The organism is Nonomuraea sp. NPDC050790 (assembly GCF_044456745.1).
In the GTDB taxonomy this organism is placed as follows: domain Bacteria; phylum Actinomycetota; class Actinomycetes; order Streptosporangiales; family Streptosporangiaceae; genus Nonomuraea.
In genome coordinates this window covers 719,865-734,877 of record NZ_JBITGF010000002.1, presented here as the reverse complement: position 1 = coordinate 734,877, position 15,013 = coordinate 719,865, and the positions used below count along the sequence as shown (strand labels likewise).

Sequence of the window (15,013 nt, the reverse complement as noted above, 5' to 3'; positions counted from 1 at the left end):
CGGCCGCCGTCACGGGGACGGCGTGGGCGTGTGGGTGCGGTGGTCCTTGAGGTGGAGGTCGCCGCCGAGCCGCTTCCTGATGCGGTCGAGCACCTTGCGGGTGGACAGCGCGGTCCAGAGGTAGCCGACCAGGTGGGGGTTGTACTCGGGGGCGATGTCCATCCAGGCGTCCTTGCCCGCCTCGGTGGAGAACGTGGTGAGGAAGAACTCGCCGTCGGCGGTCTTGCAGTGGCCCTGGCGGAGCTCGGCGGCGTCGATCTGGATCTTCGGCCGGCAGTCGACCTTGGCGGCGAGCTCCTCGACGGTGAGCGCCACGGGCCGCTGACCCTGGGCCGCGGCCACGTACCCGCCTCCCGGCCCGTCGCCCGGCGAACAGGCCGCGGCCAGCGCGACGGCGATCCCGCAGATGGTCAGCCGCGTAAATGTCGTCATGCGCGAAGATACGCACCCGCACCCCGCGGAGTTCACCCGGTCACCTGCGGTAACCACCTTTTTGTGGGTACTTGTCGACCATGCCGGGGTGGGCCGAAGCTTGGTCGTGCGGCTTTCGCGTCCAGGTGAGAGGGGAGGTCGGCGGGTGGTTCAGGAGACGGCCCGGGCCAGCTTCTCCAGGCGGCGATGGCCCCAGTCGGAAAGCGGTGCCAGCGCTTCGGACAGTTCGCGGCCGAACGGGGTCAGCGAGTACACCGTCTTCAGTGGCCGTACGTCGTGGACCTCCCGGTGGACCAACCCGTCGGCCTCCAGCTCCCGCAACGTCTGAGTCAGCACCTTCTCGGTGAGTCCCGGCAGCCGCCGGCGTAGCTCGCCGGGGCGGCACGGACCGGATTCCAGGAGCCAGAGCAGCACCGACTTCCACTTGCCGTCGATCACGGCGATCGCGGCGGTCACCCCGCACACGTTCAGGTCCTGGGCGCGACTGCGCGTCATCGTCATCCCCATTCATTTCGCCTATTTGTCGAGGAGTCAGGCATGAACTCGCACATCGAACAGTCTGCCGTCACCGTGCTCGGCCTGGGACCGATGGGTCGGGCCCTGGCCGGCGCCTTCCTGGACGCCGGGCTGCGGACCACGGTCTGGAACCGTACGCCCGGCAGGGACCGGGAACTGATCGGGCGGGGCGCGGTCAGCGCCGCATCGCCCGAGGAGGCGGCCGGCGCGAGCGAGCTGACCGTGATCTGCGTGGTGAACTACGACGCGGTGGACACGATCGTGCGGCCTGACGTGGTCGCCGGCGCGCTCAAGGGACGCACCCTCGTGAACCTGACCGCCGACACGCCGGACCGGGCCAGGGACGCCGCGGCCTGGGCGGCCGAGCACGGCATCAGGTACCTGGACGGCGCGATCATGACCCCGACCACGACCATCGGAACACCGGCCGGGGTGTTCCTCTACAGCGGCCCCGAGGAGCTCCACCGCGAGCACCGGCCGGTGCTCGACGCCTTGGGCGGCGCCCACACCCACCTGGGTGAGGACATCGGCCGGGCGGCCGCGTACGACATCGCCCTGCTCGACATCTTCTGGACGGCGATGACGGGTTACGCGCACGCCCTGGCGGTGGCCAGAGCCGAAGGGGTCAGCGCGCGGGAGCTGGCGCCGTTCGCGAAGGGCATCGGCTCGCTCTTCCCGCCGTTCTTCGAGCAGTCCGCGGCGGACGTGGACAGCGGCGCGTTCTCCGGTGAGGGCAACCCGATCACCTCGGCGGTGTCGTCCATGGCCCACATCGTCCACGCCTCGGAGTCCCATGGCATCGACGCGGGCGTGATGCGGGCGGCCGAAGGTCTGGCCCGCCGCGCCATCGGACGTGGCCACGGCACCGACGGGTTCCTCCGGATCACCGACATCCTCAACCCCGGCTGACCTGTAGCGGGTCAGCGAAGGACGACGCAGCCGGCGGCGCGCAGGCGGTCGAGGACGGGCAGGTGGCCGGGGAGCTTGTTCCAGCGCAGGTCCAGCTTGCGCAACCCGGGCGGCAGGTCGTCGGGCAGGTCGCGCAGGCGGTTGTTGCGCAGGTCGAGTTCGAGCAGTCCCCGGGGCAGCGGGGGCACTTCCGGCAGCAGGTTGTCGCGAAGGTCCAGGTGGGTGAGGGCGCCGGGAAGCGGAGGGAGGTCGCGCAGGCGGTTCCCGCGCAGGTGCAGCTCGCGTAGCCGCCCCAGCCGGACGATCGAGGCGGGCAGCGACTCCAGCCGGTTGTTGTACAGGCGCAGCTCCACCAGCCCGGCCATGTCCCCGAGGGCGGCGGGCAGGGACTCCAGGCGGTTGTCGGTCAGGTTCAGGTACGCCAGCCGATCCAGCCTGCCCAGCGAAGAGGGGACCTCGGTGAGACCGTTGTCGCTCAGGTACAGGTAGTCGGTCAGCGGCAGGTCCCCGATCGCGGCGGGCACGGAGGCGAGCCGGTTGTGACCGAGGTCGAGCATGCGCAGCGAGCGCAACCCGCCGATCGAGGGGGAGATCTCGGTGAGCTCGTTCTCGGCGAGGTTGAGCGTCTCCAGCCGGTTCAGCTCCCACAGTCCGCCGGGCACGGAGGTGAGCCGGTTCCCGCCGACCGCCAGGTGCCTGAGCGAGCCGGGCAACCGTTCGGGGAGGGCGGTGATGGCGTTGCCGTACAGAAAAAGCACCTCAAGGTACGGCGGGCAGCGAGGCACCCGGGTCAGCAGGTTCCCGTCAAGATGCAACTCCCGCAACCCGCTATATCCTGAAAAATCGGGAACGTCGGCCAACCGGTTCCCATCCAGCAGCAACACCGAAGCCCCCGACGGATCCGGCACAGAGGTCAGCCCCCGCCAGGCGAGATCAACACGCATGCCGCAGAAGCCTAGCGGCGCCGCAGGTGGTGGAGATCGGACGGCGACAGCGGCATCCGGTCGATGTCCACCCCCTCGGCGTCCTCCACGGCCGAGGCGATCACCGCCGACACCGGGATCACCCCCGCCTCCCCCGCCCCCTTGATCCCCAGCGGGTTGAGCGGCGACGGCGTCTCCAGGTGCGCCGTCTCGATCCGCGGGATCTCGCTGGCGTAGGGCATGAGGAAGTCCATGAACGAGGCGTTCAGCAACTGCCCGTCGGAGTCGTAGGCCATCCGCTCGTACAGGGCGCCCCCGATCCCCTGGGCCACCCCGCCGTGCACCTGCCCCTCGACGATCATCGGATTCACCAGCCGCCCGCAGTCGTGCACCACCGCGTACCGCACGATCCGGATCTCCGCCGTGTCAGGATCGGTCTCCACGATCGCCGCGTGCATCCCCGCCGCGAACGTGGACCGGATCGGCGAGTAGAACCCCCGCCCCTCCAGCCCCGGCTCCTCCCCCTCGGCGATGGGCGGGCGGTCTACCGGAGTGGCCGTGGCGAACTGGGTGGCCTTGGCCGTCTCGGCGTCGAAGGAGTAGCGCAGCGGGTTGGACAGCACCGCGACCGTGGACAGCGGGATCGACGCGGACGGCGACCCGACCACGTGGACCATCCCGTCGGCGATGTCGAGGTCGCCGGGATCGGCCTCCAGCGCCTCCGCCGCGATCCGCAGCGCTTTCTCCCGCACCTTCCTGCACGCGAGGGCGATCGCGTTCCCGCTGACGACGGCGGCGCGGGAGGCGAAGGTGCCCACGGCGTACCCGAAGCGCCGCGTGTCGCCGGTGACCACGGACACCTGCGAGAGCGGCACTCCCAGCTCACTGGCGGCGATCTGGGCGAACGCGGTCTCGTGTCCCTGTCCCTGGGAGGTCAGCCCGGTCGAGACGTGGACGCGGCCGTCGCTGGTGACCTGGACGTGCCCGCCCTCGTACGGCCCCACCCCGGTCCCCTCGACGTAGCAGGCCAGCCCGATGCCCCGGCCGGGCGTCCGCTCGAAGGAGTCCCAGCCGATCAGCTCCTTGATCATGCGGAGCATCTCGGGGTAGTTCCCGCTGTCGTAGACGAGCGGCCGCCCGTCCTGGAAGGTCATGCGCTGGTCGTAGGGAAACTCCTCGGGCCCGATGAAGTTGGCGGCGCGCACGTCGGCCCGGTCCATGCCGAGATGCTGGGCGATCTTGTCCATGGTCCGTTCCATGCAGAAGACGCCCTGCGGCCGTCCCGCGCCCCGGTAGGGCGTGACCTGGACGGTGTTGGTGTAGATCGAGCTGAACTCCACCCGGTAGGACCCGATCTTGTACGGCCCGAGCAACTGCGTGGACGTGACGATCGGCACGATGATCCCGTAGGGCGTGTAGGCGCCGTGGTCGTGCAGGATCGTCACCTCCAATCCCAGCACGCGCCCGGCGTCGTCGAAGCCGACCCGCACGTACTGCACCTGCGCCCGCTCGTGCGCGCTGGCGACGAAGTGCTCGCGCCGGTCCTCGGCCCACTTGACCTCGCGCCCCAGCGTCATGGCCGCCCACGGCACGAGGATCTCCTCCGGCCAGGGATGCACGATCTTGACGCCGAACCCGCCGCCCACGTCGGGCGCGATCACCTCGACCCGGGGTAGCGGCAGGCCGAGCTTGGCGGCGATCGCCATCCGGACGCTGGTCGAGGTCTGGGTGCTGGAGTAGACGCGCAGGTCGCCGCCGTCCCAGCGGGCGTACACGCCGCGGCCCTCCAGCGGCATGCTGGCGCTGCGCTCGATGTCCAGCCGGAACGCGAGCGTGTGCGGCGCGGTCTCGATGCACTCCCTGGCGCTCACGCCCCCGGCCGAGGAGACCTCCTGCACCAGGTGGGCGCCCAGGTTGCCGGGCACGTCCTCGTGGACCAGCCGGGCGCCCTGCGCCGCCTCCTCCAGGCCGACGACCGGCTTGAGCGGCTCGTAGTCGACCTCGATCAGCGCGCAGGCGTCCTCGGCCAGGTAGCGGTCGGTCGCCACGACCATGACCACGGGCTCGCCGACGTGCCGGACGGTCTCCTTCGCCAGGCAGTGCGCGGTGCGGCCGTGGGTGAGCGCCGGGTGCGGGATGAGCAGGGGCAGCGGCTCGGCCACCCCGGGCGGCAGGTCCTCCCAGGTGTAGATGGCGACCAGGCCCTCGACGTCGAGGGCCGCGGTGACGTCGACGTCACGGATGCGGGCGTGCGCGTGCGGCGAGCGGACGAACGCGGCGGCCAGCGCCTGCCCGCCCAGATCGTCCAGGTAGCGTCCCCGGCCGGTCAGCAGGCGCTCGTCCTCCACCCGCCGGACCGGTTCGCCGAACCACCTCGTGCTCACGACTCCTCCACCAGCAGCTCCGCCGCCCGGTGCACGGCCTTGACGATGTTCTGGTACCCGGTGCAGCGGCACAGGTTGCCCGACACCCCTTCGAGCACCTCCTCCTCGCTCGGCGCCGGGTTCTCCCTGAGCAGCGCGGTCACCGTGCACAGGAAACCCGGCGTGCAGAACCCGCACTGCAGCCCGTGGCACTCCGCGAAGGCCCGCTGGACCGCCGACATCCCGTCCGGCCCGGCCAGCCCCTCGACGGTCGTGATCTCCTGCCCGTCCACCGTGACCGCGAACGTCAGGCAGGAACGCACCGGCTCCCCGTCCAGCAGCACCGTGCAGCACCCGCAGACGCCGTGCTCGCAGCCGACGTGCGTGCCGGTCAGCCCGAGGTCGTGGCGCAGGCAGTCCGACAGCAGCCGCCGCGCGGGGACGCTCACCCGCCGCGCCACCCCGTTCACGACGAGCGTGATCTCGTGCCCGCTCACCCGCCCTCCCCTTCGTCCTCGTCCGCAGCTTCGGCGCCCGCGGTGCGGGCCGCCGCGCGCAGCGCCCGCCCGGCCAGGACGCCGAGCAGGTGCCGCCGGTACTCGGCCGTCGCGTGGATGTCCGCCTCGGGCTCCGCCTCATCCTGTACGGCCAGCGCCGCCGCACCCCAGTCGGCCGTGGCGGCGGGCCGGTGCCCGCAGGCCCCGGCCACGTCCACCACGAGCGGCACCGGGCCGACCCCGATGCACGCCACCCTGGCCGCCGAGACCCGCAGGTCGTCGTCCAGCTCGACCAGCGCGCACACCCCTGCCAGGGCGTAGTCGCCGTGCCTGCGGGCCACCTCGGCGAAGGCCGTGCCGGCGCGCGGGCCCAGGGCGGGGAAGAACGCGGACACGGCCAGTTCCCCCGGCCGGATCGCCGACTCCATCGGGCCGACGAAGAACTCGCGCGCCGCCACCTCACGCTCGGCGCCGCTCGCGGCCAGCCGTACGGAACCACCCAGCAGCGCGAGTACGGCCGGCAACTCCGCGGCCGGATCGGCGTGCACGAGGCTGCCCACGACGGTGCCGCGGCTGCGGATGGCGGGATGCGCGACCAGCCCGAGCGCCTGGCGCAGCAGCGGCTGGACGGCGGCGACCGGCGCGGCGCGCAGGACCCGCGCGTGCCTGGCCAGCGCGCCCACCCGCACCCCGCGCGCGGAGGTCTCGACAGCGTCCAGCGCGCGCACCCGGTTGATGTCGACGAGGTCGCCGGGCGCGGCCAGGCGCATGTTGAGCATGGGGATGAGGCTCTGGCCGCCCGCGAGCACCTTGCCCCCGGTCCGCGCCAGGACGTCGAGGGCGGCCTCCACCTCGCGGGGCGCGTGGTACTCGAACGGGGCGGGCTTCACCCGGTGCTCTCCCTGATCTCGGCGGGCCGGCCGGCGATCCATCTCAGCAGGTGGTAGCCGCCGACCACGACGATGGTGCCGAACGCGATGCCCTGCAGGCGGAACTCCTCGGTGATGATCTGCTCGACCGGGCCGATCGCCAGGATGATGCCGGCGCCGATGGGCACCATGTTGACGGGGTCGGCGAAGTCCACTTTGTTCTCCACCCAGATCTTGGCTCCGAGCAGGCCGATCATCCCATAGAGGATGACCGTGACCCCGCCCAGCACGCCGCCGGGCGTGGCGGCGACCAGCGCGCCGAACTTGGGGCACAGGCCGAACAGGATCGCGATGACGCCCGCGATGTAGTAGGCGGCGGTGGAGTAGACGCGGGTGGCGGCCATGACGCCGATGTTCTCGGCGTAGGTGGTGGTGGGCGAGCCGCCGACCGCGCTGGTGACGACGGTGCCGATGCCGTCGGCGGCAACGGCGCGGCCCACGTACGGGTCGACGTCGGTCTTGGTCATCTCGCCGACGGCCTTGACGTGGCCGATGTTCTCGGCGATGAGCGCGATGACGGCGGGCAGCACGAGCAGGACCGCGCCGAACCTGAAGTCGGGCCCGTGGAAGCTCGGCAGCCCGATCCAGTCGGCCTCGGCGACGGCTCCGAGGTTGACGCGCGGATGCGTGTCGACCTTGCCGGTGGCGGCGTTGAGCGCGGTGATGTTGCCGAACACCCGGTCGGCGCCCCACGACAGCAGGAACCCCGCGACCAGGCCGACCAGGATGCCGATCCGGCCGATGAAGCCCTTGAACGCGACGATCACCACGAACGTGACCGCCATCGTGGCCAGGGCCATCCACTGGTCCTGCGGCCAGTAGACGTCGGCCACGACGAAGGCCAGCCCGAACCCGATGAGCATGACGACCGCGCCGGTCACGACGGGCGGGAAGATCCGGTGGATGATCTGCACGCCGAGGAAGTGGATGGCGAGGCCGCACAGGGCCAGCACGAGCCCCGCGACCAGGATCGCGCCGGTGACGATGGCGTCGGCCGCCGGAGTGTCGCCGCCCATGAGCGCCCTGATGGCGATCACGCCGCCGACGAAGGAGGCGCTGGTGCCCAGGTAGCTGGGCACCTTCCCCTTCACGATCAGCAGGAACAGGATCGTCGCGACGCCCGACATCATGATGGCCACGTTCGGATCCAGGCCCATCACGATCGGGAAGACGAAGGTCGCGCCGAACATCGCGATCACGTGCTGCGCGCCGAATCCCACCATTCTCGGCCAGGTCAGGCGCTCATCGGGCCTGACGACCTCGCCGGGAGCCAGGTGTTTGCCGTCGCCGTGTCTGGTCCAACCCAAAACCATGAGAGCCCCTTTTCCTACCGGGCCGTCGGTTCGGTGGCCGCCCCGCAGGCTCCTCCGCGGCGGTTCCTCGCTTGTCGGGCACATTAGGCCCGATGTCAGCGTCCTACACCGTCATGATCTGCCAAAGCTGGGCCGATGACCAGAGGCGGGGTTACCGGCGCACGGCCCTGAGCACGTGGTACCCCACCAGGAGCACGATCGTGCCGAGCGTGATGCCGCCGAGTGAGAAGGTCGCGGTGATCGGGAAGGCGACCGGGCCGATCGCGCAGATGATCCCGGCGCCGACCGGGACCATGTTGGCCGGCTCGGCCAGGTTCACCTTGTTCTCGATCCAGATCTTGGCGCCGAGCAGGCCGATCATGCCGTACAGGATCGTGGTGACGCCGCCCAGCACGCCGCCGGGCGTGGCGGCGACCAGCGCGCCGAACTTGGGGCACAGGCCGAACAGGATCGCGATCACCGCGGCGATGTAGTAGGCGGCCGTGGAGTAGACGCGGGTGGCGGCCATGACGCCGATGTTCTCGGCGTACGTCGTGGTGGCGGAGCCGCCGACCGAGGTGGCGACCACGGTGCCGACGCCGTCGGCCATGACCGCGCGGCCCATGTACCGGTCGACGTCCGCGCCGGTCATCTCGCCGACGGCCTTGACGTGGCCGACGTTCTCGGCGATGAGCGCGATGACCACGGGCAGGCAGACCAGCACCGCGGAGACCTCGAAGGCCGGGCCGTGCAGCGTGGGCAGCCCGATCCAGTCGGCCTGGGCGACGGCCTCCAGGTTGACGCGCAGGTGCTCGGTGACCTTGCCGTCGGCGCCGGGCGAGGTGATCGGCCCGCCGGCCAGATCCCAGACCCACGACAGCACGAACCCGAACACCAGGCCGAGCAGCACCCCGATCCGGCCGAGGAAGCCGCGGAAGACCCCGATGAACACGAACGAGGCCGCCATGGTCAGCAGCGCCACCCACGGGTCCTGCGGCCAGTAGACGTCCGCCGCCACGTACGCCATGCCGAACCCGATCAGCATGACCACGCCCCCGGTCACCACCGGCGGGAAGATCCGATGGATGACCTGGACCCCGAGCAGGTGGATGGCCAGGCCCGCCAGCGCCAGCACCACCCCGACCACGAGCAGCGCGCCGGTCACCGTGGCGCTGTCGCCGCCCGCGGCCCGGATCGCGACCACCGCGCCCACGAACGAGGCGCTGGAGCCCACGTAGCTCGGCACCTTGCCGTTCACGATCAGCAGGAACAGGATCGTGGCGACGCCGGACATCATCACGGCCAGGTTCGGATCGAGCCCCATGACCAGCGGGAACACGAACGTCGCGCCGAACATGGCGATCACGTGCTGGGCGCCGAACCCCACCATCCTGGGCCAGGTCAGCCGCTCGTCCGGCTTGACCACCTCACCCGGCGCGAGCCGCTTCCCGTCGCCGTGCAGCTTCCACCCGAACGCCATCTTGCCTGCCTTTGCCTCTCACCAGCGGAGATGTCTCCTATTGGATGTCGGAGAGCACAATAGAGGCAGGAGTGACACGCGCCGCGTTCAGGCCACGTGGATGGAGAAGCCGTCTCCGGTGACCACCTGGCCGGAGCGGATCTTGCGGGTCTTGCGCAGCTCGACCTCGCCGTCCACCCGCACCATCCCCTCCGCGATCAGGTGCTTGGCCATGCCGCCCGTCTCGGTGACGCCGCAGTACTTCAGCAGGTCGCACAGCGGGATGAAGTCAGAGTTCAGCTCGAAGTCCAGGTCCACAACGGCCCAGCTTAGATGCCCCGCATCCGCAGCACGTGCAGGGCCAGCGTGAGGTTGAGGCGCAGGTGGTGGTCCTCGGTGAAGTTGCCGAGCATGCGCTCCAGCTTCCCGATCCGGTAGCGCAGCGTGTTGTAGTGGAAGTGCAGCCGGCGCGCGGTCTCGGCGACGTTCAAATTCGTCTCCAGCAGGACCTGGAGGGTACGCCGCAGGTCGCCGTTCTCCGCGTCGTCGTCGCCGGCCAGCGGGCCCAGGGTCTCGCGGACGAAGGCGTGCAGTTCCTCGGTGTCGTTGACCAGCGACAGCAGCCGGTACACGCCGAGCTGGTCGAACTGGGCCACCGCCCCGGGCCCGTGGAGCTGGCGGCCGACCCTGGCCGCCTTCAGCGCCTGGGCGTAGGCCTCGGGCAGGGTGGCGGGCGCGGTGCAGCGGCGGGAGGTCCCGGTCGAGAACGTGGCGGGCAGCGCGTCGGCCAGGGCGGAGGCGGCGTCCTTGGCCACGCGGGAGGCGTCCAGGGCGGCGTCCACGACGGCGACCACCTCGTGGGAGAAGCCCGCCACGGCGCCGCGCGGGTCGTGCCTGCGCACGGCGGCGGTCCAGCCGTTGACCATGCGGTCCTGGGCGCTGCGCTCGTCGCAGTCCGGGTCCAGCTCGGCCACCAGGACGGTCACCGGCCGCTCCAGGTCCCAGCCGAAGGCGCGGGCGCGCGCGCTGACCCGGTCGGCGCCGCCGGCCCTGCCGGTCAGGACGTCGCGCAGGAAGTCGGCGCGGTACTTGCTCTCGACGGCGTTGACCGCCTCCTGCCGGGTGACGACGAGGGCGGCGACGGTGGCGGTGCGTTCGAGGATGCCGATGTCGCTGTCGTGGATCGCGCCGGTCGGGCTGAAGGCGACGATCCGGCCGTGGTGATGGCCGCCGGCGACCACGGGGACCGAGGCCAGCGTACGGCCGGCCGTACCGTGGAGGTCGGCAGGCGAGGACGGCGGCGGCCCCTCGCGCGCGATCGACTCGCGCAGCGCGGCCACGTGGTCGGACGGTCCGGCGGCGGCGAGCACCCGCCCGGCGCCGTCGAGGGCGGCCACCGCGACGTCGAGCAGCGCGGCCACCTCGGCGGTCACCTCGTTGAGCCCGCCCCCGGCCAGCACCACCTGCACCAGCGCCCGGTGCGCCTCCTCGGCGCGGGCCAGCACCGCGGCCTGCCGGTTGAGGATGTCGGTGAGCACCTGGTTGAGGATGTCGTCGAAGCCGACGTCGTTCGGCAGGATGATCAGCGGGAAGCCCAGCCGGTCGGCCTGCTCGACCATCTCCCCGGGCAGCTCGTCCACGTAGCGCCCGAGCTTGATGGCCAGCGCCGCGAGCCCGCGCTCGTCGAGGTCGGCGACGAGCCTGCCGAGCGACTGCGGCGTGTTGCGCAGCGGGTAGCCGGTGGTGAGCAGCAGTTCGTGCGGCTTCACCCAGGCCAGGATGTCGGGCACCTCCATGACGTTGAGGCGCTGCACGATGCGGCCGAGCCCGCTCTCCCCCGCGATCAGGCGCGCGTCGGCGAGGGTCGAGACGCCCAGCACCTCCCCGACGGAGACACCGTGGGTGATCGTGCCCGTGCTGGCCAGGCGGACGGGGGGCTCCATGTGGTGATTGTGACCCCAGAAGCGGTCTGTCAGGAAGAGCCAACCTTCTCCGTCACTGTTGGCAAATTTCTCCGTACGGGGTGTCGTGGGGCCGTTCTACGGTCAGGTCCAAGGTCGGAAGGGAGGCCCGGTGACCGTCAGTACACATGCCCGGCGCGCCCGCACCCACGTGACCGGTGCGGCCAGCGCCGCCGTGCGCCCGGTCCTGGAGTCGCCGCGACGCCGCGCCCGCGTGCTCGCCGCCTTCCCGGCCGGCGTATACCTGGAGGTCAGGACCGATCTGGAGCCGTCGGTGCTGGCGATCATCACCGGCGAGGCGACCCGCCTGCCGAACTCGGTCCTGCTCGCCGCCGACCTGCCGCGCGTCACGGTGGGTGACGACGCGTCGGTGGGCGAGGGCACGATCGAGCTGGGCCGTCTGCGGCTGCGCGTGCGCCGCTGGTGGGACCCCGCCCCGCCGCTGGCCCCCGTCGATCCGGTACGGCTGCCCGCCGCCCTCGATCCGGCGGGCGCCCCCGGTCTGGCCGGTCACCCGGCGATGGAACTGCTGGCCGAGTCCTGCGGCAGGGGCTGGCTGCTCGGCGCCGTCACCGCCGCGGAGCAACTGGTGGGCCTCGGTCCCGGGCTCACCCCGAGCGGCGACGACGTCCTGGCCGGGCTGCTGGTGACCCTGCGCCACCTGGGCGCCGCCGCGGGCGCGGAGCGGGCGGTCTGGCTGGCCGACTGGCTGGCGGCGACCGTCACCTACGACGCCCGCACCAGGACCACGCCGATCTCCGCGACGCTCCTGCACTGCGCCGCCAGGGGCGAGTCGTGCCCCGAGGTGAGCGGGGTGCTGCGCGCGCTGACCGGCCACGCGGCGCTGGAACCCGCCCTGTCCCGGCTGTGCCGCCTGGGCCACACCTCGGGCGCCGACCTGGCCCAGGGCGTCGGGATCGGGCTGGCCACCGTCCGCGCGCTCGCGGCCGCCCCCGTGCTGGCGGGTGCCAGGTGAGCACCGACGAGGTGGCCCTGCGCAAGGGCGTCTACCGCGACTCCGTCACGCTCATGCGGATCAGCAAGGCGCTGTCCGAGCTGGACGGCGTCGAGGTGGCCGTGGTCGCCATGGCCACGCCGCTCAACCTCGACCTGGCCCGTGACCTGGGCTTCGAGCTGCCCTCGGCCGAGCCGGCCGACCTGCTGGTGGCCGTCAGAGGCGAGCGCGCGTCGGCCGCCCACGCCGAGCTCGACGCGCTCCTGTCGGCGCACGTCCCGGTCGCCGCCGCCGACACCGGACAACCGCCGCTCACCACCCGGTCGGCGGCCCGGCGGGCCGAGGCCGGGGTGGTGCTGGTGTCGGTGCCGGGCGAGCACGCCTTCGCCGAGGCGGCCGACGCCGTCGAGGCGGGGCTGCCGGTCATGGTGTTCAGCGACGGCGTGCCGCTGGAGCAGGAGATCGCGCTGAAGGACCTGGCCGCCGAAAAGGGCGTGCTGGTCATGGGGCCCGACTGCGGCACCGCGGTGATCGCCGGGGTGGGCCTGGGCTTCGCGAACGTCCTGCGGCCCGGTCCGGTCGGCATCGTGGCCGCCTCGGGCACCGGCGCGCAGCAGCTCTCCTGCCTGCTCGACCTGGCCGGGGTCGGCGTCAGCCACGTGCTGGGCGTCGGCGGCCGGGACCTGTCGCCCGAGGTGGGCGGGCGCTCAGCCAACCGGGCGATCGCGATGCTGGACGAGGATCCGGCCACGGAGCTGATCGTGCTGGTGTCCAAGCAGCCCTCGGTACGGCCGGCCGTACCGGCGAAGCGGTTCGTGGAGGCGTCGGCGGATCTGACGGCCACGGCCGAACGCGTGCTCAAGGAGCTGGGGCGGCCCGTGCCCGCGTGGCCGGCGTGGCCGGCGTGGGCGGGCCGTACCGTCACCGGGACGCTGCGCGGCCTCTACGCGGGCGGGACGCTCTGCGCCGAGGCGGCGGGCGTGGCCGGGACCGGCGAGTTCGTCGACTACGGCGACGACGCCTACACCCGCGGCCGGCCGCACCCGATGATCGATCCGACACTGCGGCTGGAGGCGCTGGCCGCGGTCGCGGAGGGGGACGTGGTGCTCATGGACGTCGTGCTCGGCCACGGGGCCGACCCCGATCCGGCCGCCTCGTACGCGCACGCGATCGCCCGCTGCCCGGCCACGGTCGTCGTCGCGCTGGTCGGCAGCGAGGGCGACCCGCAGGACCTGCGCCGCCAGGCCGCCGCCCTGCGCGAGGCGGGCGCCGCCGTCTTCACCTCCAACGCCCAAGCCGCCCGGCACGCCAGGAGCCTGCTGTGAGCCTTCTGTCCGGCCCGCCACGGGTGATCACGGTCGGTGCCGAGCTGATGGGCGAGGCGCTCGACGCGCAGGCGGTGCCGCGGACCGCCGTCGCGTGGCGGCCGCCGCTGCCGGGCACCGAGGACGCGCTGGTGACGGTGCTGGCCGATCCGCGCCGCGCCGCCGCCAACGAGCGGGCCGTGCGCCGCCTGACCGCCGCCCGCCCCCACCTGGCCGGGGTACGGCGGGCCGCCGCGGCCCTCGACCTCCCGGCACGCACGTTTCTGCACGCCGGCCCGCCCATCACCTGGGAGCGGGCCTCCGGGCCGATGCGCGGCGCGCTGATCGGCGCGACGCTGCTGGAGGGCTGGGCCGGCGACGAGGACGAGGCCGCCGGACTGCTGGCCGCAGGCAGGATCGCGCTCGAACCCTGCCACCACCACCGCGCCGTCGGCCCCATGGCGGGCGTGGTCAGCCCGTCGATGTGGATGTTCGAGGTACGCGACGAGGAGCACGGCGGCGCCGCGTACTGCTCGCTCAACGAGGGCCTCGGCAAGGTCCTGCGCTACGGCGCCTACGGCCCCGAGGTGCTCGACCGGCTGCGCTGGATGGACGAGGTGCTCGGCCCCGCGCTGGCGGCGGCGCTGCGCGTGAGCGGCCCGATCGACCTGGGCGCGCTGATCGCGCAGGCGTTGCAGATGGGCGACGAGCTCCACAACCGCAACCGCGCCGCCACCTCGCTGCTGCTGCGCGAACTGGCCCCCGCCCTGGTCGAGGCGGCGCCCGGCACGGCGGCCGAGGTGCTGCGCTTCGCCGGCGGCAACGATCACTTCTTCCTCAACGCCGCGATGGCCGCCGCCAAGGCGAGCACGGACGCGGCGCGCGACATCCCCGGCTCCTCGATGATCGTGGCCATGGCGCGCAACGGCACCGACTTCGGGGTGCAGGTCTCGGGGCTGGGCTCGCGGTGGTTCACGGGTCCCGCGGGCGTGCCCGACGGCCTCTATCTCGGCGCGTACGGCCCCGCCGACGCCAACCCCGACATCGGCGACTCGACGATCACCGAGACCGCCGGTCTGGGCGGGTTCGCGATGGCGGCGGCGCCGGCGATCGTGCGCTTCGTCGGCGGCGAGGTGGGGGACGCGGTGGCGGCCACCCGGTCCATGTACGAGATCACGCTGGCCGAGCATCCCGTCTACCAGATCCCGGGTCTCGGGTTCCGCGGCACGCCGGTGGGGATCGACGTCACGCTCGTCGCGAGGACCGGCGTGCTGCCGGTGGTCAACACCGGCATCGCGGGGCGGGTGGCCGGGACGGGGCAGGTGGGGGCGGGGCTGGTGAGCCCTCCGGCCGAGGCGTTCACCAAAGCTCTGGCGGCGTTGACCAAGCGGGCGGCAATTCAGTAAGTGATCCATTCAAATACCATATTTCCGCAGGTCAACCGGCACTTTAGCGCGATATTTCGGCGTTCAA

The 15,013-nt window shown here is 72.4% G+C and carries 14 protein-coding genes; 4 read left to right on the top strand and 10 right to left on the bottom strand.

The window, feature by feature from the left end; all coding sequences use genetic code 11:
- Positions 1-9: 9 nt before the first annotated feature.
- Both ACIBEJ_RS11850 and ACIBEJ_RS11845 read right to left on the bottom strand, forming a co-directional pair.
- Positions 10-432, bottom strand: a complete 423-nt coding sequence (locus tag ACIBEJ_RS11850) for a hypothetical protein (RefSeq protein WP_397182638.1) — start codon at positions 430-432, stop codon at positions 10-12.
- 150 nt (positions 433-582) lie between these two features.
- A complete protein-coding gene (locus tag ACIBEJ_RS11845) occupies positions 583-927 on the bottom strand; it encodes a winged helix-turn-helix transcriptional regulator (protein WP_397182637.1) in 345 nt (114 codons plus the stop codon).
- Between the two features lie 42 nt (positions 928-969).
- On the opposite strand from ACIBEJ_RS11845, the gene ACIBEJ_RS11840 reads away from it, so the two are divergent.
- Positions 970-1,857: an NAD(P)-dependent oxidoreductase gene (locus ACIBEJ_RS11840; protein WP_397182636.1), complete on the top strand. Its 888-nt coding sequence runs from the start codon at positions 970-972 to the stop codon at positions 1,855-1,857.
- An 11-nt stretch (positions 1,858-1,868) separates the two neighbouring features.
- Here ACIBEJ_RS11840 and ACIBEJ_RS11835 read toward each other — a convergent pair whose 3' ends face one another.
- From ACIBEJ_RS11835 to ACIBEJ_RS11800, 8 genes are all read right to left on the bottom strand, one after another.
- A complete protein-coding gene (locus ACIBEJ_RS11835) occupies positions 1,869-2,681 on the bottom strand; it encodes a leucine-rich repeat domain-containing protein (protein ID WP_397182635.1) in 813 nt (270 codons plus the stop codon).
- A gap of 131 nt (positions 2,682-2,812) precedes the next feature.
- Positions 2,813-5,164: an aerobic carbon-monoxide dehydrogenase large subunit gene (cutA, locus tag ACIBEJ_RS11830; RefSeq protein WP_397182634.1), complete on the bottom strand. Its 2,352-nt coding sequence runs from the start codon at positions 5,162-5,164 to the stop codon at positions 2,813-2,815.
- A complete protein-coding gene (locus ACIBEJ_RS11825; protein ID WP_397182633.1) occupies positions 5,161-5,640 on the bottom strand; it encodes a (2Fe-2S)-binding protein in 480 nt (159 codons plus the stop codon). Before ACIBEJ_RS11825 ends, cutA begins: the two co-directional genes overlap by 4 nt.
- Entirely contained in the window at positions 5,637-6,530 is an 894-nt protein-coding gene (locus ACIBEJ_RS11820; RefSeq protein ID WP_397182632.1) for an FAD binding domain-containing protein, read from the bottom strand. The genes ACIBEJ_RS11825 and ACIBEJ_RS11820 overlap by 4 nt, the downstream gene beginning before the upstream one ends.
- Positions 6,527-7,882, bottom strand: coding sequence for a uracil-xanthine permease family protein (locus ACIBEJ_RS11815; RefSeq protein WP_397182631.1), 1,356 nt, complete (start codon positions 7,880-7,882; stop codon positions 6,527-6,529). The genes ACIBEJ_RS11820 and ACIBEJ_RS11815 overlap by 4 nt, the downstream gene beginning before the upstream one ends.
- A 151-nt stretch (positions 7,883-8,033) precedes the next feature.
- A complete protein-coding gene (locus ACIBEJ_RS11810) occupies positions 8,034-9,341 on the bottom strand; it encodes a uracil-xanthine permease family protein (RefSeq protein ID WP_397182630.1) in 1,308 nt (435 codons plus the stop codon).
- A gap of 87 nt (positions 9,342-9,428) precedes the next feature.
- Positions 9,429-9,638: an RNA-binding S4 domain-containing protein gene (locus ACIBEJ_RS11805; RefSeq protein ID WP_397182629.1), complete on the bottom strand. Its 210-nt coding sequence runs from the start codon at positions 9,636-9,638 to the stop codon at positions 9,429-9,431.
- Positions 9,639-9,649: 11 nt separating this feature from the next.
- Positions 9,650-11,263, bottom strand: a complete 1,614-nt coding sequence (locus tag ACIBEJ_RS11800) for a PucR family transcriptional regulator (RefSeq protein WP_397182628.1) — start codon at positions 11,261-11,263, stop codon at positions 9,650-9,652.
- Between the two features lie 130 nt (positions 11,264-11,393).
- On the opposite strand from ACIBEJ_RS11800, the gene ACIBEJ_RS11795 reads away from it, so the two are divergent.
- From ACIBEJ_RS11795 to ACIBEJ_RS11785, 3 genes are read left to right on the top strand one after another with little or no spacing between them, the layout of a single operon-like run.
- On the top strand, positions 11,394-12,257 hold the full coding sequence (locus tag ACIBEJ_RS11795; protein ID WP_397182627.1) for a DUF2877 domain-containing protein: 864 nt from the start codon (positions 11,394-11,396) through the stop codon (positions 12,255-12,257).
- Positions 12,254-13,561: an FdrA family protein gene (locus tag ACIBEJ_RS11790; protein ID WP_397182626.1), complete on the top strand. Its 1,308-nt coding sequence runs from the start codon at positions 12,254-12,256 to the stop codon at positions 13,559-13,561. The genes ACIBEJ_RS11795 and ACIBEJ_RS11790 overlap by 4 nt, the downstream gene beginning before the upstream one ends.
- Entirely contained in the window at positions 13,558-14,946 is a 1,389-nt protein-coding gene (locus tag ACIBEJ_RS11785; RefSeq protein WP_397182625.1) for a DUF1116 domain-containing protein, read from the top strand. The genes ACIBEJ_RS11790 and ACIBEJ_RS11785 overlap by 4 nt, the downstream gene beginning before the upstream one ends.
- The last annotated feature ends 67 nt before the right edge of the window (positions 14,947-15,013 follow it).